This is a genomic window from Amycolatopsis sp. A1MSW2902, from assembly GCF_017312175.1.
Lineage (GTDB): Bacteria > Actinomycetota > Actinomycetes > Mycobacteriales > Pseudonocardiaceae > Amycolatopsis > Amycolatopsis nivea.
This window is the reverse complement of sequence record NZ_QJPO01000001.1, coordinates 810,546-829,574: the sequence shown is the minus strand read 5'-3', so window position 1 is coordinate 829,574 and position 19,029 is coordinate 810,546. Positions and strand designations below refer to the sequence as shown.

The following is a 19,029-nucleotide window of genomic DNA, read 5'->3' as shown; positions in this document are numbered from 1 at the left end:
GCGGAGTGCAGTAAACACCCATTGTGCTCAATTCACCCGAACCGCGGCGGTCGCTGGTGATCCGGCTGATCCGGTTCCTGCGGCTGGGGTACGCGGTGCCGCTCGGGCTCGCGATCGCGGGCGTCGTCGGCGGGTTCATCCTCGGTTACGGCTGGTACATCGCGGCCGGGTCGGTCGGCGTCAGCCTCACGATCATGGTGCTGATCCTCGGCAGCATCGCCCGCTCGCTCAACGGGACCGCGTCCCCGCAGAGCAGGCGGTTCGTCCAGAAGCACGGCGATCGTGCGCTCGCCAAGATTGAACGTCTGAAGACGACTGGAACGCAGGTCAACGACGCCTATGTGACCGAGTTGAAGCTGGTCGTCGCGCCGCCGAACGAGGCCGCGTACCGGGCGACGGCTCGGGAGTTGATCCATCCGGTGCGGTCCGCGGCGTATCAGCCGGGCACGGTGGTCGTGGTCAAGCAGAGTCCGCGGTACGCCGGGGTGGTCGTGGTGGATGCCGACCCGCCGCGGGAATGGACTGAGTGGCCGTGGCAGGTCGGGGTCATCGGCGACGAGCGCACGTCGGAACCCGAAGCGCGGCAAGGGAATGTCGTCGGACGCCTAGCGATGACGGTGGTGAGCGCGGTGGTCATCGCGGCGGCGCTGCTGGTGCCGATCCGTGACGACGTCCTCGGCCAGCTTCTCTCCCCGCCGAACTTGTTCACTGCGGAAGATTTGCGCACTGGCGTGGCGAAGCTGTCCGCCGAGAGCGAGCGTTTCGATGACCTGACAGTGGAATCGGACCAGCTGCGCGCCACCGTTCCTGGGGCGTACCTCAGCTATCGCGGCGGCACGGTCAAACGCGACTCGATCAGCACTGGCAAGCCGGACAAGCAATTCGCCGCGAACGAGGTCGATTTCGCCGCGATACCCGGCCTCGTCGCGAGTTTCGGCGGCGACCCGGCGGACGCTCGCGTGAGCATCCGCCGCGAGGACGTCGGGATCACCATGACGGTCCGCTCAGCCAACGACAGCGACCGCCAGTTGGTCGCGGACGCGAAGGGCGTACCGGCGCTCACCTCGGACGCGTTCACGGAGAACGGTTTCCGGCAGGTCGCCGAGTTGCTGACCAAGCTGAGCGGCCGTCAGGAAGCTTACGAGGCGATCATCCGGACGGACCACGTCGAGTTCCAGGTGCCTGGCCCGGGTCCGGGCACTTCGGACGACTACGACTGGTATCGCGGCCGTCTCGTCGAACACCGGCCCTCGCCGATCCAGCCGGATCCGGGCGCACCGCTGTTCGCGTTGTCGAAGCTGTCGCCGAAAGCGCTGCCCGCGATTCTCGCGAAGGTGGACGAGCGCATGCCCGGCTTTCCTCGCGACAAGATTTCGGTGGCGCTCAGGGAAAACGACGGAACGTGGAGCCTGACCACGTCCGTCGAGGACGAGTACCGCCGCGGAATCGAGGTGACCGCTTCGCCGGACGGGTCGACGGTCGCGGTGATGCCCACCCGGTGACCGCCGCCCGGAAAAACGGCGGTCACCGAGCAAGTCAGCCGCGCACGACCTGGGCGATCGCGTCGATGCCGCGGTCCAGTTCGGCTTCGGTGATCACCAGCGGCGGCGCGACGCGCAGCGTGCGGTCGTGCGTTTCCTTGCACAGCACGCCCAACCCGGCCAACGCCTCGGACGCCTCCCGTCCGGTCGGACCGCCCGGCGCGATGTCGACGCCTGCCCACAGACCGCGTCCGCGCACCTCCGAAACGCCGTCGCCGACCAGCTTCGCCAGCCGTTCGTGCAGGTGCGCGCCGAGTTCGGTGGACCGCTTCTGGTACTCGCCGGTCTGCAGCATCCGCACCACGGCGCGGCCGACCGCGCAAGCCAGCGGGTTGCCGCCGAAGGTCGAGCCGTGTTCGCCAGGCTTCAGCACGCCCAGCACGGAACGGCTGCCGACCACCGCCGACACCGGGACGATGCCGCCGCCGAGGGCCTTGCCCAGCGTGTACAGGTCAGCGCGGACGCCTTCGTGCTCCAGCGCCAGCACAGTGCCGGTGCGGGCGAGACCGGACTGGATCTCGTCGGCGATCATCAGCACGTTGTTCTCGTCGCACAGCCGTCGCACCGCGGCGAAGAACCCTTCGGGCGGCACGACGACGCCTGCCTCGCCCTGGATCGGCTCCATCAGCACTGCTGCGGTGCGCGGCGTGATGGCTGCCTTCAACGCTTCGGCGTCGCCGTACGGCACCTGGACGAAGCCCGGCGTGAAGGGGCCGTAGTCGGCGCGCGCGGTTTCGTCGTCGGAGAACGAGACGATGGTGGTGGTGCGGCCGTGGAAGTTCGACGCCGCGACCACGATTTCCGCCGTGCCCGCCGGAACGCCCTTGACCTGGTACGCCCACTTCCGCGCGACCTTCACCGCGGACTCCACGGCCTCGGCCCCGGAGTTCATCGGCAACACCATTTCGGTGCCGGTCAGCTCGGCGAGCTCGCGACAGAACAGGCCCAGCTGGTCGTGGTGGAAGGCGCGGGAGGTGAGCGTGACGCGGCCCAGCTGCTCGGTCGCGGCGGCGATCAGCTCGGGGTTGCGGTGGCCGAAGTTGAGCGCGGAGTAGCCGGACAGGAAGTCCAGATAGGACTTGCCGGCCACGTCGGTCACCGAAGCGCCCTCGGCTTCGGCGATCACGACCGGCAGCGGATGGTAGTTGTGCGTGCTCCATTGCTCGTCGAGCGCGATGAAGCCGTCGGAGGAGGAGGGACGCGCGGTGCCGGCAGGCTGGACGGACGCTGTCATGCGTTCAGGCTAGAGGCCGTTCGCGGGGAGTTCAGCCGGGAAACGTTGCTTTCCCCCGTCGTTCGTTGCGCAATCGAGGGGTCTTGCCGGCGATTCGCTGCGCCGCTCGCTCGACCGGATGACACCGGCGGAAGGTCCCCGGGATTGTCAGTGCCCGCGGTTATCGTCCCGGGATGGCGAAGAAGCAGCAGAACGGAAACCGGGTCCGCGACGCGCTCCGGGCGGGCGACGAGCTGCCGGACCCGGCTTCGTCGCCGGTGGGGCCGGAAAAGAAGGCGAAGGGCGGCAAAAAACTCGAGTCCGCCGGGCAACAGCTCGCCGGGTTGCAGGAGGCGCTGTACGCGGAGGGCATCGGCGGCGGCGCCCGCAGCGTGCTGCTCGTGTTGCAGGGCATGGACACTTCCGGCAAGGGCGGCACCGTCGGGCACGTGCTCGGCCTGGTGAACCCGATGGGCGTGCAGTACGCCGGGTTCAAGAAGCCGACGGCCGCCGAGCTCAAGCACGACTTCCTGTGGCGCATCCGCAAGAAGCTCCCGTCGCCGGGCCACCTCGGCGTGTTCGACCGCTCGCATTACGAGGACGTGCTCGTGCCGCGCGTGCTCGGCCAGCTTCCCGCGGCCGAGCGACGGAAGCGCTACACGGAGATCAACGCGTTCGAGAAGGAGCTGACCGACAGCGGCACCGCCGTGGTGAAGGTGTTCCTGCACATCTCGCCGGAGGAGCAGCTTCGCCGGCTCACCGCGCGGCTGGACCGGCCCGAGAAGCGGTGGAAGTTCGACCCGTCGGACATCGAGGCGCGACGGCAGTGGCCCGCGTATCAGAAGGCGTACGCCGACGTGTTGAAGCGCACGTCGACCCCGCACGCTCCGTGGTACGTCGTGCCAGCCGACCGCAAGTGGTACCGGAATTGGGCAGTTGCGGAGCTGCTGGTCGAGACGCTGACCGACATGGACCCGCAGTTCCCGGAGCCGGCCTATGACGTCGAAGAGCAGCGAGCCGCGCTGCAGGGTGTTGGCGTGTCCGGCTGATCATCTGAAAGAGTGCTGGTCGTGACCGATTCTGCACTCGACGACGTTCCGTTCCTCCGCCAGCAGGCCCGCACCCAGCGGTTCACTCTCGGCGCGCCCAAGCAGTTCCGGGTCGCCCCGGACGGTTCGCGGGTGCTGTTCCTGCGCAGCGCCACCGGTACCGACCCGCGGCACAGCCTGTGGTCGTTCGACCTCGCGACCGGCGAGGAGACGAAGCTGATCGACGCGGCCGAGCTGGTGTCCGGCGACGAGGACCTGCCGCCGGAGGAGCGGGCGCGCCGCGAACGGGCCCGGGAGACCGGCGGCGGCGTGGTGGCCTTCGGCGTCGACGACGCGTTCACCGTCGTCACGTTCACGCTGTCGGGCAAGCTGTACACGCTCGACCTCGCGACCGGCGAGACGCGCATCCTGGTCGACGGGTCCGTGATCGACCCGCGGCCGAACCCGACCGGCACGCACGTCGCGTACGTGCGCGAGCGGCGGCTGCACGTGATCGAACTGGCGACCGGCGAAGACCGCGTTCTCGTCGGCGAGGACGACGAGGACGTCACCTGGGGGCTCGCGGAGTTCATCGCGGGCGAGGAGATGGACCGCACGCGCGGCTACTGGTGGGCGCCGGACGGGCGCAGCGTCATCGTGGAGCGCGCGGACCGCGGCCCGGTGCCGCGCTGGACGATCGGCGACCCGGCGAACCCGCAGCAGCCGGCGAACGTCGTGGCGTACCCGGCGGCGGGCTCGCCGAACGCCGAGGTGTCGCTGGCCGTGCTGAGCCTGGACGGCAGCCGCGTCGACGTGGCGCCAGGCGACTGGGAGTACCTGGTCACGGTGCACTGGTCGGCGGGCGGGCAGCCGCTGCTGGCCGTGCAGCCGCGGGACCAGAAGCGGCTGACGGTGCTCGCACTGGATCCGTCCGACGGTTCGGTCGCCGAGGTGCACACCGAGACCGACGAGCACTGGGTCGAGATCTTCCAGGGCGTGCCCGCGTGGACCGCGGACGGCAAGCTGGTGGTGGAAAGCGCGGCGGACGGCGATCACCGGCTCCTGGTGGACGGCGAACCGATCACGCCGCCCGGCATGCAGCTGCGGATGGTGCTGCACGTCGGCGAGGAAATCCTGTTCACCGCCTCGGAAAACGACCCGACGCAGATCCACCTGTATCGCACCGAAGACGGCAAGGTGCGGCGACTGTCCACAACGGACGGTGTGCACGTCGGTTCGGGAAGCGCGGCTCTCACGGTGCTTTCCTCGTGGAGTCTCGACCACAGCGGCCCGAAGGTGACCGTGCTGCGGGACGGCGCCGAGGCGGGGTCGATCGAATCGTCCACTGTGGACCCGGAGATCGTCCCGAACCTGACCTGGCTCACTCTCGGCGAACGTCAGCTGCGCGCGGCTTTGGTGCTGCCGCGCGGTTACGAGCCCGACGAGGGCAAGCTGCCGGTCCTTCTCGACCCGTACGGCGGCCCGCACGCGCAGCGGGTTCTCCAGAGCCGCAACGCTTTCCTCACCCCGCAGTGGCTTGCCGACCAGGGTTTCGCCGTGCTGGTCGTGGACGGTCGCGGGTCGCCCGGGCGCGGACCGGCGTGGGAGAAGGAGATCGCGGGCAAGCTCGCCGACGTCACGCTGGCCGACCAGGTCGACGCGCTGCACGCGGCCGCCGCGGCGTACCCCGAACTGGACCTCGAGCGGGTCGCGATCCGCGGTTGGTCCTATGGCGGCTACCTGTCCGCGCTCGCCGTGCTACGGCGGCCGGACGTGTTCCACGCGGCGGTCGCGGGCGCGCCGGTCACCGACTGGTCGCTCTACGACACCCACTACACCGAGCGCTACCTCGGCAAGCCGGACGACGAACCGGAAAGCTACGAGCACAACTCGCTCATCGCGAGTGCCGGTTCGCTCGAACGGGCGCTGCTGATCGTGCACGGCCTCGCCGACGACAACGTCTTCCCGGCGCACGCGCTGCGGCTTTCCTCGGCGTTGCTGGCGAAGGGCCGCGCGCACGGCTTCCTGCCGCTCGCGGGCGCGACGCACATGACGCCGCAGGCCGAGGAGGTCGCGGAAAACCTCATGCGCACCCAGGTCGAGTGGATCCACCGGGAACTGGCCGCTCTCGGGACGGAGGGCTGAAGCAGTCCTCTGTGGACAACGGGCTGACCACGCCCGTACTCGCGGTGCAGGTGCGCGGGCCGACTCTGTCGCGCTGACTCCTGCCTTGAAACGGCCGGTGCTCCCCAAGGGGGCACCGGCCGTTTTGCTGCCGCGCGGGCCCCGCTCGGAGCGTGCCGGTGGGTATCCGTATTGTTGCGCAGGGTAAGGCAAGGTTACCCTAAGAAAGGCGGTTCCATGGCGGATGCGCCCTCAGCGCCGACGGCCTCGTCCGGCGTGGCTTCGGCGGAGTGGCTCGCGGGCGGCCCCGGCGGTGCGGACCGGCTGGCCCAGCTGCTTCCGGCGGCACTGCGCGGAATGGCGGCGGGCACGGCCGAACGCGGCGGTCCGGTTCCGGCAGGCGGCCCTGCCGCGGTGGCGGCGACCCTCGCCCGCACCCAGTCCGCCGACGGGCTCCCTCGGCACGGGGTGGGTGCCGAACAAGCCCTGGAAGAGTTTTCCGCCCTGCTCGCCGCCGGATCCGCCGACCCGGGCGACCCGGCGTGCGCCGCGCACCTGCACTGCCCGCCGCTGGCCGTTTCCGTCGCCGCGGACGTCGTCGCCTCCGCGCTGAACCCGTCCATGGACTCCTGGGACCAGGCCCCGGTCGCGAGCGAGATCGAGCGCGAGTTCGCCACCGGGATCGCCCGGCTCTGCTACCCGGACGCCGCTCGCCCAGACGCCGTCATCACCTCCGGCGGCACCGAATCCAACCTTCTCGGCCTCCTGCTCGCCCGGGAATCCGCCGTCACGCGCCCGGTCTGCGGGGCTAATTCGCACCACAGCGTCGCCCGTGCGGCATGGCTGCTCGGACTTCCCGCGCCGGTCGTGGTGCCGTGCGTCGACGACCGGATGGTCCCGTCCGCGCTGGCCGAGGCGTTGGCACCGCTCGGCGCGCAGGCCGTGGTCGTCGCGACCGCCGGCACCACCAACACCGGCCGGATCGACCCGTTGCCGGAGATCGCCGAAATCTGCCGCCGGACCGGAGCGCGGCTGCACGTCGACGCGGCGTACGGCGGTCTCGCGCTCTGCAGCGAAACGCTTCGCTCGCGCGTCGCCGGTCTGGAACTGGCCGATTCAGTCGCACTTGACCTGCACAAATTCGGCTGGCAACCGGTGGCCGCTGGCGTCTTCGCCGCGCGCGGGGAGGCCGATCTGCAGGCGCTCACCGTCCGCGCCGAGTACCTCAACGCCGACGACGACACCGAAGCCGGACTTCCTGATCTGCTCGGCCGTTCGCTGCGCACGTCCCGGCGGCCGGACGCGTTCCGGATGGCGGTCACGCTGCGCGCGCTCGGCACGGCCGGGATTGGGGCGCTCGTGGAACGCTGCTGTGCCAACGCTTCCGGCGTGCACGCGATGGTCGAGGACCATCCGGCGCTGCGATCGTGGGGCGAACCCGGACTGTCCACAGTGGTCTTCCGTCCGGTGGCGGCGGACGGAGCGGCCGGAGAAGAGCTGGTCGCGCAGGTGCGCCGCACGCTTCTCGAGGACGGCACCGCGGTGATCGGTCGCGGCTCGTTGCCGACTGGACCGGACGGCGAGGTGCAGCTGTGGCTCAAGCTCACCCTCCTGCATCCGCACACCCAACCCGCCGACTACCGCGCGCTGCTCGACGCGGTGGCCACGGTCGCGGCTGACCTGCGCACGAGCGTCACGCGGGAAAGCCCGGTTGCGTCGTGAGGCGTTACGACGTCGCCGGGGTCGGGATCGGGCCGTTCAACCTGTCTTTGGCCGCGTTGGCGGATTCGTTCGACCAACTGGAAGTCGTGCTGTTCGACGCGCGTCCCGAGTTCCGCTGGCACCCCGGGCTGCTGCTGGACGGCGCGACGCTGCAGGTGCCGTTCCTCGCCGACCTGGTGACGCTCGTCGACCCGACCAACCGCCATTCGTTCCTCAACTACCTGCGCGAACGCGGCCGATTGCTGCCGTTCTACTTCGCCGAGCGGTTCCATCTGCCGCGCGCCGAGTACGACGACTACGGCCGCTGGGCAGCGTCCCGGCTGCCGTCGTGCCGGTTCGGGCACGAGGTCACCGGCTTGCGCTGGATCGACCGCGAAGAGGCGTTCGAGCTGACCATCGAGGGTGCGGAACCGGTGCTGGCGGCGGCGGTCGTGCTCGGCGTCGGCACGCAGCCGAGCGTGCCGGAACCGTTGCAGCCCTTGGTTTCCGCGCCCGACGTGCTTGCGCTGCATTCCTCGGACTACCTCACGCATCGGCCGGAGCTGATCGCTGCGGATTCGGTGACGGTGGTCGGCTCCGGGCAGTCGGGCGCTGAGGTGTTTCTCGACCTGCTGCGTGCGCGATCCACTGTGGACGGTCTGCGGTGGCTCGCGCGGACACCGGCGTTCGCGCCGATGGAGTACTCGAAGCTCGGTCTGGAGCAGTTCACTCCCGACTACACGGCGTACTTCCACGGCCTTCCCGAAGCGGTCCGGGACCAGCTTCTGCCCACGCAATGGCAGCTGTACCAAGGGATCGACGCCGAGACGATGGCGGAGATCCACGACGAGCTCTACCGCCGGAGCATCGGCGGCGGCTGGCCGGGCGCGGTGCTGACGCCGGGCGTCGAGGTGGTGTCCGCGACCGTCGGCGACGGGAACGAACTGGGACTGCGCCACGTCCAGCAAGGAACGACCGCGACGCACCGGACGTCCGCGGTGGTGGCTGCCACCGGCTACGCGGAAACGCCGACCGAGCCGTTGCTGCAAGGCCTCGGCACCGCGGTTCGCCGCGACGCGCAGGGGCGGCTCTTGATCGGTGCTGACTATCGGGTCGAACTCGACGTGCCGGGGCCTTTGTTCGTGCAGAACGCGGAACGGCACACGCACGGTCCCGGCGCGCCGGATCTCGGCCTCGGCGCGTGGCGGGCGGCGGCGATTCTCAACGCGGTATGCGGAAAACCGGTGTACGACCTGCCCGAGCGGACGGCGTTCACCACGTTCGGCCTCGACCAGACGGAGGACCTGTGACCCTGACCGACGACGCTGCTTGGCGGGCCGCTGGCTCGCTCGTCACGCACAAAATGCTCGGCGAGCTGTCGTACGAAGCGATGTTGGTGCCGGAGCCCGGCGAACCGACGCGGGCCGGACATCGCAGCTGGCAGCTCGACCTGCCCGACGGCGTTTCGTACCGTTTCGAAGCCCGCCGAGGCGCGTTCGAGTCGTGGACAGTGTTGCCCGGCAGCGCAATCCGGACCGCCAACGGTGTGGAGGCTCCGGCGGACGACCCGCGCACGTTGATCGTCGACGCGCGTGAACGGCTCGGTCTCACTGGCTTGCGATTGGCGGACGTCCTCGCCGAGCTGACCTCGACGGTCGCCAACGAGACAACCCGGTTGCGCCGCGCACCGAGCGCCGCCGAACTGTCCACGATGGACTACAACCTCGCCGACGGGCACCTCACCGGCCACCCCCGGCTGGTGCTCAACAAGGGCCGCGTCGGGTTTTCCGCCCCCGACCGTGCCCGTTACGCGCCCGAATCCGGCGCCGACATCCGGTTGCGCTGGTACGCCGTGCACCGGGATCTCGCGCAGTTCCGCGGCGTGGCCGGGCTCGACGCGGAAACCCTGCTGCGCGAGGAACTGGACGACCAGACCCGCGCCGAGTTCACCGCCCGCACGGCCCAGCTCGGCGCTCCCGCCGACTGCGTCTGGGTGCCGGTGCATCCTTGGCAGGCCGACGAAATCATCGGCACGCTCTACGCGGCCGAGCTGGCGACCGGCCGGATGGCCGAGCTGGGGGAGAGCCGCGACGTCTACCGTCCACATCAGACAGTCCGGACCCTCGCCAACCGCTCCCGGCCAGACCGCCGCGACGTGAAAACCGCCGTCTCCGTGCGCAACACGCTCGTCTACCGCGGTCTGAACTCCGCGGCGACGCTTGCCGGGCCGTCGGTCACCGAATGGCTGCGCGGGATCGACGCGGCGGATCCGTTGCTGTCCGAGAAATACCGTTTCGAGCTGCTTGGCGAGGTGGCGAGCGTTTCGGTCCAGCATCCGCTGTTTGGTTCGCTGGAGGAACTGCCGTACCGGTTCCACGAAACGCTCGGTGCGCTGTGGCGCGAACCGCTTGTCGCCCGGCTCGCCGAGGGGGAGCAGGCGATCTCGTTCGCCGCGCTGCCGTATCGCGACGCCGCTGGCGAGACCGTGCTGACCAGGCTGATCACGCAGTCCGGCGACGGTGCGCAAGCCTGGCTCTCAAGGCTGTTCGATCTGCTGCTCACGCCGTTGCTGCACTGGCTGCTCCAGTACGGCGTCGGATTCTGCCCGCACGGCCAGAATCTCGTGCTCGTGGTGGACGCGGACGGCCGCCCGCTGCGCATCGCGATCAAGGATTTCGCCCAGGGCGTCGACCTGCTGGACGAGGAACTGCCCTGCTACGCGGATCTTCCGCCGGACGCTGCCGCCGACATGCTGCGCTGGCCCGCCCATCTGCTCGCGCAGTCGCTGTTCAGCTCGGTTTTCTCCGGGCAGCTGCGGTTCTGGGCGGAACTGCTGCTGGACGATCTCGGGTTGGCGCGCGGCGACTTCTGGGCGCTGGTGCGCGAGGTGGTCGGCCGCTACCGCGACGAAAACCCCGAGGTGGCCGAGCGATTCGACGCCTGCCGGTTGTTCGCGGCCGACGTCGAGCGGGTCACGCTCAACCGTGAGCATCTCGCCGGACAGGGCTTCGACAAGGTGGAACGCGACGACGAGTTCGACGTCCGCTGGGGGCGCGTGCCGAACCCGCTGCACGCGCCCGACCCGGACGGTGCCTGGTGAACCCGTTCGACCGTCCGGTCGGGCCGAGGTCGCTGGCCGTGCGCGCCGGGGCGGGTACGGCGGCGGCTGAGGTGCTGCGTCGAGTGCTCGCCGAGGACGGTGCTCGGCTGGTGCTTCTGGTGCCCGATCCGCACGCGCGGTTCGCGGCCGTCGAGCTGGCTGCGCCGTTCGCCGCTGAAGTGGTGGACAGCGGATACGGCGTGTGCAGCTACGTCTTCGCCTGGACGCCGGAGCGCGAGCCGCTGCCGGAGACCGCTGCGCTGAAGCCGTATCTCGGCGGGTTCGGCGATTTGCGCGTGCAGCTCGACGCAGCGACAGCGTTTCCGCTCGGCGACCAGACGTGGGCAGTGGTCGGGGACGCGGAGTTTCCGTCCGGCGAACCGGCCGGGCTCGCGCCGCGGACGGTGTTGCGGACGCAGCTGGCGCGTCTGGAGGAGCACGGGCTGGTTCCGTCGATCGGAATCGAACACGAGGTCGTTTTCCGTAACCTGGCGGGGGATCCGCTCACCGGGCATGGCGTGGACTACGCCCTCGGCGGCACCGAAGGGCTCGCCGCGCTGCTGGCGGATCTGCGGTCGGCGACGGCCGGTCTCGGCGTGGAATCGGCGCGGGCGGAGTGTCATCCGGGGCAGTACGAGGTTGTCCTGCGGCATCGCGACGCGCTCGCGGCCTGCGACGACGCGTTGCTGCTGCAGACGGTGACCCGGCGGGTGGCCACCCAGCACGGTGCGCAAGCCGACTACCTCGCCGCGCCGGAACCCGGTCAGGGGAATTCGTGCCACGTCCATCTGTCACTGTCTACTTCGGACGGACCGGTCGGGTTTCCGTTCGCGCTGGGGGCTTTTCTGGCCGGAGTGCTGCGGGACGCACGATCGTTGTCCGCGGTGTGGGCACCGACGTGGAACAGCTACGTCCGGCTGCGCACCGCTCCGTTCTCGCCGCGTGAACTGCGGTGGGGACCGGACGACCGGACGGCTTCGGTCCGGTTGTGCGGGACGTCCTCCGCACCGCGGTTGGAATTCCGCTTCGCAGGCGCGGACGCCCAGCCGCACCTCGTCGTCGCCGCATTGCTCGCTGCCGGTACCGCTGGCCTGGCCGAACAGCTGTCGCCACCTGACGCGGGTGCGCTGTGCGGACAGCTGGCGTCGTCGCCGTGGGAGGCACTGGCGCTGCTGGAGAGGGGGCGGTTCGCGGAGTTGCTGGGGGAGGACGTCGCCGCGCAACAGGCCGCGTTGCTGCGCGAGGAGCTCGACGCCGCGCTCGGCTCGGTCACCGATCTGCACCGCCGCCGGGGCGCCTTGCGCTCGTGAGGACTTGCGCCGACCGGCGCGGATGCGCAGGCTCGGGTCCGTGAGCGAATACGAGTACGACCTCATCGTCATCGGCTCGGGCCCGGGAGGGCAGAAAGCCGCCATCGCGGCGGCGAAACTGGGGAAGAAAGTCGCCGTCGTCGACCGGCACGACATGGTCGGCGGCGTGTGCGTCAACACGGGCACCATCCCGTCCAAGACGCTGCGCGAAGCCGTGCTGTACCTGACCGGGATGAACCAGCGCGAGCTGTACGGCGCGAGCTACCGGGTGAAACAGGACATCACCATCGCGGACCTGATGGCGCGCACGCAGCACGTCATCGGGCGCGAGGTGCAGGTGGTGCGCGCGCAGCTGCTGCGCAACCACGTCGACCTGATCGGCGGCGTCGGCTCGTTCGCCGACCCGCACACCGTCCTGGTCGACGGCAAACACCGCGGCGACCGGCGCACTATCACCGGCCACTACGTCGTGATCGCGACGGGCACCCGTCCCGCGCGCCCGGACCACGTCGACTTCGACGCCGCGCGCGTGCTCGACTCCGACGAGATCCTGGCGATGGAGGCGATCCCGTCCTCGCTGGTCGTGGTGGGCGCGGGGGTGATCGGGATCGAGTACGCGTCGATGTTCGCCGCGCTCGGTTCGCGGGTGACCGTGGTCGAGCAGCGCGACCAGATGCTCGACTTCTGCGATCCGGAGATCGTGGAATCGCTGAAGTTCCAGTTGCGCGACCTCGGCGTCACGTTCCGGTTCGGGGAGAAGGTCGCGAACGTCGCGGTCTCCGACGACGCCACCGTGACGACCCTGGTCAGCGGCAAGCGGATCCCGGCGGACGCGGTGATGTACTCGGCCGGGCGGCAGGGCATGACCGGTGCGCTGGCGCTGGAGAACGCCGGTCTGACCGCGGACCGGCGCGGGCGCTTGGAGGTCGACGAGCACTATCGGACGTCGGTCGAGCACGTGTACGCGGTCGGCGACGTGATCGGATTCCCGGCGCTGGCGGCGACGTCGATGGACCAGGGCCGGCTCGCCGCGTACCACGCGTTCGGCGAACCGGCGAACGACATCGGCGCGTTGCAGCCGATCGGGATCTACACGATCCCGGAGATCTCGTACGTCGGCGCGACCGAGGCCCAGCTGACGTCGTCTTCGGTGCCGTACGAGGTCGGCATCGCGCGGTATCGGGAGCTGGCGCGCGGCCAGATTTCCGGGGACAGCTACGGGATGTTGAAGCTCCTGGTGTCGACGGCGGACCGGAAGTTGTTGGGAGTGCACGTCTTCGGCACCGGCGCGACGGATCTCGTCCACATCGGCCAGGCGGTGATGGGCTGCGGCGGGACGGTGGATTACCTGGTGGACGCGGTCTTCAACTATCCGACGCTGTCCGAGGCGTACAAGGTCGCGGCTCTCGACGCGACGAACAAGATCCGCGCGCTGGAGCGGTTCGGCGGCTGAGCCCGCACCTCGCTCGTTCGAGGGGTGTTCGAACATATGTTTGACAGTGCTTTAGAACATGTGTTCGACTGTAGGGGTGCGTTGGGAACAGTTGCGAGCGGGGAAGGAGGAGCCGGCACTCCCCGGTCTCGGTGCCTTCGGGGATGTGGTGCGCTCGGTGCGCGCTCCGGAGTTCGGCGGCGTCACCTTTCACGAGGTGCGCGCCCGGTCCGTGCTGAACCGGGTGCCCGAATCGTCCGCGGTGCCGTTCCGGTGGTCGGTCAATCCGTATCGCGGGTGTTCGCACGCGTGCACGTACTGCCTCGAAGGCGACACGCCAGTGCTGATGGCCGACGGGCGCGCGAAGCCGATCGCCGAGCTGCGCGTGGGCGACCGGATCATGGGCACGCGCGGACACGGCGTCGCGCGCAGGCTGGTGCCCACCGAGGTGCTCGCGCACTGGACCACGGTGCGCCCCGCGTACCGCGTCACGCTCGACGACGGCACCCGGATCGTCGCCGGACCGGACCACCGGTTCCTCAGCTCGCGCGGCTGGAAATACGTCACCGGCAGCAAACTCGGCACCGCGCAGCGGCCGCACCTGGAACCCGGCACCGAACTGGTCGGCGGCGGCCGGTTCACGCGCACGCCGGACGACACGCTCGGCTACCGCGCCGGGTACCTGTGCGGAATGCTGCGCTCAGGCGGCTTCGCCGCGGAATCGGACGCCGCCGCGCGAGCCCTGGCATACCTGCCGGATTTCGGTTCCTCAGTGGGCTTCATGCGGATCCCGCGCGAACCGGACGCGCACTGGGCGCGCGGTTTCCTGGCCGGGCTCTTCGACCTGGCGGGCGGCTACCGGCGCGGCACGCTCTCCATCGCGCACGACGAGAACGAAGTGGTGGACATGCTGTTCGCCGCACTGGACCGGTTCTCGTTCAGCTACGACACCGTCGGCCACCGCCAGCACCCCGGTCGCAGGCAAGCACGCCTCACCGGCGGCACCGGCGAGGTGCTGCGGTTCCTGCACCTGGTCGACCCGGCCGTCGAATGGAAACGCTCCCTGGACGGCACCGTGATCGGGGGAGTCCGGCGCACCGTCGCGACCGTCGCGCCGACGGGGCTGGAGCTGCCGCTGTTCGACATCACGACGGGCACCGGCGATTTCATCGCCGACGGGATGGTGTCGCACAACTGCTTCGCCCGGAACACCCACACGTACCTGGATTTCGACGCCGGCCGGGACTTCGACACCCAGGTCGTGGTCAAGGTCAACGCGCCGGAAGTGCTGGCCGCGCAACTGAAACGGCCGAGCTGGCAACGAGAACCGGTCGCGATGGGCACGAACACCGACCCGTACCAGCGCGTCGAAGGCCGCTACCGGCTGATGCCGGGAATCATCCGCGCCCTCGCCGACGCCGGCACCCCGCTGTCGATCCTCACCAAAGGCACCATGCTGAGCCGCGACCTGCCCCTGCTGGAGTCGGTGGGCAAGGACGTCCCGGTCCATTTGGCCGTGTCACTGGCCCTGCTGGACGGCGACCTGCAACGCCGCCTGGAACCCGGCACCCCGACCCCGCGAGCCCGCCTGGACCTGATCCGCAAAGCCGCCGCGGCGGGTCTGCCGTGCTCGGTGATGGTCGCGCCGGTGCTGCCGTACCTCACAGATTCGCCCGAGGCCCTCGACCCGCTTTTCGCCCAACTGGCCGAAGCCGGGGCGACCAGGGTGACAGTCCTGCCCCTGCACCTCCGGCCGGGCGCGCGGGAGTGGTTCGCCGCGTGGCTGAAGCGCGAATATCCCGAGCTGGCACCGCGATACCGCCGCCTGTACGCCCGAGGAAGCTACGTCGACCGCGGGTATCGGGAACGCCTGGGCACAGTGGTAGCGCCATTGCTTCGGCGGCACGGTCTGGACCCGCGGGCCCCCAGGGCGCATTCGGAAACCCGGACGGAACCGGACCCGCCGGACGCGGAGGTGCCTGAACAACGGGTGGGGGAGGCGGAGCAGTTGCGCCTTCTGTGACCTGCCCGGCGCTCTCGGGAACGACCTGGTCCAGCCTCGCCGGGGTGCAGACTGCGGCGAGTCCGCTCATCCGCACCCGCCTGAACTCCAGCGCTACGGTCCCGACCAGTCCGCGTCACCCCTGCGTCGGCGCACCAGTTCCTGCGAGTCCGAGCTGTCCACGCCATCGCGGGCGCTGACTCCGGGGTTTCCCGCCTCTTGCATTGCCTGGTCAGCGGGGTTTGACCTGGCAGCGCTCGAGACCCGCCCCCCGGCGAACCGGAGCCGTCCCAGCCGAAGGCTTACCGGCCTCAGGGAGTCTCGCCCGGTCCTGCCTGCTCGGCTCGCGCCAGCCGCGCTGCCGCCTGGCCGAGCGGCACGGTCCAAGCCGAAGGCTTGCTGGCCTCGGAGAGTCTCGCGCCCGCGTTGCCCGCCCGGCTCGCGCCAGCAGTGCTGCCCCGACGAGCCGGAGCCGTCTCCGTCAAGCGGACACTGCCCGACCCCGACCCGCGCTGCCCCCGCCGCCCCAAGCCATCCGCATCGCCCAGGGGAACCTCGCCCCGGCCGTGCCAGCCGTGCACCGACCCGAACCCCGTCCCCACCGCTCCGACCCAAACCTGCCCGCACCCCCGGACACCGAGTTCGTTAGCCTCTGTATCCGGCGAAATGCGTGTTCGGCTCAACCCCGTGCACCCGCCGTACCCGAATCTCGTGGACCTAGGGAGAGCAGTCGCAGTGCTCCGCACTCATCAAGCCGGCACTCTGCGTGCCGGGCAGGCCGGTCAGACCGTCACCCTCACCGGCTGGGTGGCGCGGCGGCGCGATCACGGCGGAGTCATCTTCATCGATCTCCGGGACGCCAGCGGCGTCGCGCAGGTCGTGTTCCGCGAGGGCGAGATGGCCGAGCGCGCGCACGCGCTGCGGTCGGAGTTCTGCGTGAAGGTCGTCGGCGAGGTGTCGAAGCGGCCCGAGGGCAACGCGAACCCGGACATCGCCACCGGCGAGATCGAGGTGCTCGCCACCGAGCTGGAAGTGCTGTCCGAGGCCGCTCCGCTGCCGTTCCCGATCGACGACCGCGTCGACGTCGGCGAGGAGGTCCGGCTCAAGTACCGCTACCTCGACCTGCGCCGCAGCGGTCCGGCGGCCGCGATCCGGCTGCGCAGCGAGGTCAGCCGCACGGCGCGCGAGGTGCTGCACGCGCAGGACTTCGTCGAGATCGAGACGCCGACGATGACCCGCTCCACCCCGGAAGGCGCCCGCGACTTCCTCGTGCCCGCGCGGCTCAAGCCCGGCTCCTGGTACGCGCTCCCGCAGTCGCCGCAGCTGTTCAAGCAGCTGCTCATGGTCGGCGGCATGGAACGCTACTTCCAGATCGCCCGTTGCTACCGCGACGAGGACTTCCGCGCGGACCGCCAGCCCGAGTTCACCCAGCTCGACATCGAGATGAGCTTCGTCGAGCAGGACGACGTCATCGCGGTCGGCGAAGCGATCGTGAAGTCGCTCTGGAAGCTGATCGGCCACGAGATCGCCACCCCGATCCCGCGGATCACCTACCGCGAGTCGATGGCGAAGTACGGTTCCGACAAGCCGGACCTGCGCTTCGACCTCGAGATCACCGAGCTCACCGACTTCTTCTCGGACACGCCGTTCCGCGTGTTCCAGGCCCCGTACGTCGGCGCGGTCGTCATGGCCGGCGGCGCCTCGCAGCCGCGTCGTCAGCTCGACGCCTGGCAGGAGTGGGCGAAGCAGCGCGGCGCGAAGGGCCTCGCGTACGTCCTGGTCAACGAGGACGGCACGCTCGGCGGCCCGGTCGCCAAGAACCTGTCCGAGACCGAGCGGGCGAACGTCGCGGAAGCCGCGGGCGCGAAGCCCGGCGACTGCATTTTCTTCGCCGCGGGCAAGGTTTCCGCCGCTCAGCCGCTGCTCGGCGCCGCGCGCGACGAGATCGGCCGCCGGCTCGGCCTGATCGACGAGGACGCCTGGTCGTTCGTGTGGGTCGTGGACGCGCCGCTGTTCGCGCCGGTCGAGGACATCGGCGACGACGTCGCGGTCGGCTCCGGCAAGTGGACCGCCGTGCACCACGCGTTCACCTCGCCGACCCCGGAGTGGATCGACAAGTTCGAACAAGACCCGGGCAACGCGCTCGCCTACGCCTACGACCTCGTCTGCAACGGCAACGAGATCGGCGGCGGCTCGATCCGTATCCACCGCGAGGACGTCCAGAAGCGCGTGTTCGCGCTGATGGGCCTCGGCGAGGAGGAAGCGCAGGAGAAGTTCGGCTTCCTGCTCGAGGCGTTCCAGTTCGGAGCGCCCCCGCACGGCGGCATCGCGTTCGGCTGGGACCGCATCGTGATGCTGCTGGCCAAGGCCGACTCGCTGCGCGACGTGATCGCGTTCCCGAAGACCGGCGGCGGCTACGACCCGCTCACCGCCGCGCCCGCGCCGATCACCGCGCAGCAGCGCAAGGAAGCCGGGATCGACGCGAAACCGGCGGTCCCGCAGAGCAAACCGGCTGCCGCACAGGAGAAGTAGTGGCCGCGCACAGCGGGTCCGTCGAGGGCGGCTGGCGGGGCGGGGCGAGCTAGTGCTGCACCTCAGGGCGATCTGCCCGCCGGAGCGCACTGACGAGACGCTGGAGCTGCTGCGCACCCACCCGGGCGCGGCGCACCTGATCGTGCACCGCGGAGCGTCCGTCTCGCCTGAGGGCGACCTCATCGAGGCGGACGTCGCGCGGGAGGCGGCCGACGACATCGTCGACGCCTTGTGCGCGCTCGGTCTCGACCGCAGCGGCGGCATCACCATGGAATCGCTGGACACAGCGCTGTCCGATGCCGCCGACGCGGCCGAGGAAGCCGCTCCCGGCGAAGGCGCGGACGCGGTCGTGTGGCAGGAGCTGCTCGGCCGCACCGGCGAGGAATCGCGGTGGAACGCGACGTTCCAGGCGTTCCTCGCCATCGCGTGCCTGCTCGCCGCGGTCGGCGTGCTGACCGACTCGTCGGTGACGATCGTCGGCGCGATGGTGGTCGGGCCGGAGTTCGGCCCGCTCGCCGCGATCGCGGTCGGCATGGTGCTGCGCCGCTGGGACCTGGTGCGCCGGGCCGGGGTCGCGCTGGCCGTCGGTTTCCCGGTGTCGATGGCGATCACGCTGCTCGGAGTGCTGCTCGGCAGCTCGGCCGGTCTTTTCGATCCGCACGCGATAGTCAATAACCATCAGGTCGATTTCGTGTATCAGGTCGGACCCGCGTCGTTCGTGGTGGCATTGCTCGCCGGGGCGGCCGGAATGCTCGCGATGACGTCGGCGAAATCGGCCGCGCTCGTCGGCGTGTTCATTTCGGTGACGACGGTGCCCGCGGCCGGTTACGCCATGGTCGCGGCGGTCGCCGGGCGCTGGGACCGGACCGGTTTTTCGGTGCTGCAGCTGCTGGTCAACCTCTTCGGAATCGTTCTTGCTGCGGCCATTGTGCTGATAGTTCGCCGACGCAAGCAACGTTCCGACGCGTTGCTGCGTCCGCTTTCCCGTGGGTGATTCCGGGCGCGTCCCGGCGCCCGGAACGTTGTGGTCATGGTTGCTCAGTCAC

At 70.2% G+C, this 19,029-nt stretch carries 12 protein-coding genes; 11 read left to right on the top strand and 1 reads right to left on the bottom strand.

The window, feature by feature from the left end:
* Positions 1-23: 23 nt before the first annotated feature.
* Positions 24-1,502, top strand: coding sequence for a hypothetical protein (locus tag DMP23_RS03845; RefSeq protein WP_337820182.1), 1,479 nt, complete (start codon positions 24-26; stop codon positions 1,500-1,502).
* 34 nt (positions 1,503-1,536) lie between these two features.
* Here DMP23_RS03845 and rocD read toward each other — a convergent pair whose 3' ends face one another.
* Positions 1,537-2,775 carry an ornithine--oxo-acid transaminase gene (gene rocD / locus DMP23_RS03840; protein WP_337820181.1) on the bottom strand — a complete coding sequence of 413 codons (1,239 nt, stop codon included), beginning with the start codon at positions 2,773-2,775 and terminating at the stop codon, positions 1,537-1,539.
* Positions 2,776-2,948: 173 nt separating this feature from the next.
* On the opposite strand from rocD, the gene DMP23_RS03835 reads away from it, so the two are divergent.
* The 10 genes from DMP23_RS03835 to DMP23_RS03790 all read left to right on the top strand — a co-directional run bounded on the left by DMP23_RS03835 (position 2,949) and on the right by DMP23_RS03790 (position 18,977).
* Positions 2,949-3,803 (top strand): PPK2 family polyphosphate kinase, encoded by an 855-nt coding sequence (locus DMP23_RS03835; RefSeq protein WP_337820180.1) that lies wholly within the window; start codon positions 2,949-2,951, stop codon positions 3,801-3,803.
* Positions 3,804-3,824: 21 nt separating this feature from the next.
* Complete coding sequence (locus DMP23_RS03830) at positions 3,825-5,927, top strand: S9 family peptidase (RefSeq protein WP_337820179.1); 2,103 nt, start codon at positions 3,825-3,827, stop codon at positions 5,925-5,927.
* A gap of 216 nt (positions 5,928-6,143) precedes the next feature.
* The gene (locus DMP23_RS03825; RefSeq protein ID WP_337820178.1) at positions 6,144-7,628 is read left to right on the top strand and encodes a pyridoxal phosphate-dependent decarboxylase family protein; all 1,485 of its coding nucleotides are present in this window, start codon (positions 6,144-6,146) and stop codon (positions 7,626-7,628) included.
* Positions 7,625-8,917, top strand: coding sequence for a lysine N(6)-hydroxylase/L-ornithine N(5)-oxygenase family protein (locus DMP23_RS03820; RefSeq protein WP_337820177.1), 1,293 nt, complete (start codon positions 7,625-7,627; stop codon positions 8,915-8,917). Before DMP23_RS03825 ends, DMP23_RS03820 begins: the two co-directional genes overlap by 4 nt.
* A complete protein-coding gene (locus DMP23_RS03815) occupies positions 8,914-10,707 on the top strand; it encodes an IucA/IucC family protein (protein ID WP_337820176.1) in 1,794 nt (597 codons plus the stop codon). The genes DMP23_RS03820 and DMP23_RS03815 overlap by 4 nt, the downstream gene beginning before the upstream one ends.
* Entirely contained in the window at positions 10,704-12,017 is a 1,314-nt protein-coding gene (locus DMP23_RS03810) for a glutamine synthetase (RefSeq protein WP_337820175.1), read from the top strand. Before DMP23_RS03815 ends, DMP23_RS03810 begins: the two co-directional genes overlap by 4 nt.
* Positions 12,018-12,039: 22 nt before the next feature.
* Entirely contained in the window at positions 12,040-13,470 is a 1,431-nt protein-coding gene (gene sthA / locus DMP23_RS03805; protein ID WP_043838282.1) for a Si-specific NAD(P)(+) transhydrogenase, read from the top strand.
* Between the two features lie 58 nt (positions 13,471-13,528).
* Positions 13,529-15,472: an intein-containing Rv2578c family radical SAM protein gene (locus tag DMP23_RS03800; RefSeq protein ID WP_337820174.1), complete on the top strand. Its 1,944-nt coding sequence runs from the start codon at positions 13,529-13,531 to the stop codon at positions 15,470-15,472.
* Between the two features lie 714 nt (positions 15,473-16,186).
* Positions 16,187-17,983 carry an aspartate--tRNA ligase gene (gene aspS / locus DMP23_RS03795; protein ID WP_336158332.1) on the top strand — a complete coding sequence of 599 codons (1,797 nt, stop codon included), beginning with the start codon at positions 16,187-16,189 and terminating at the stop codon, positions 17,981-17,983.
* Positions 17,984-18,035: 52 nt separating this feature from the next.
* A complete protein-coding gene (locus DMP23_RS03790; protein ID WP_037818991.1) occupies positions 18,036-18,977 on the top strand; it encodes a DUF389 domain-containing protein in 942 nt (313 codons plus the stop codon).
* Positions 18,978-19,029: the final 52 nt, after the last annotated feature.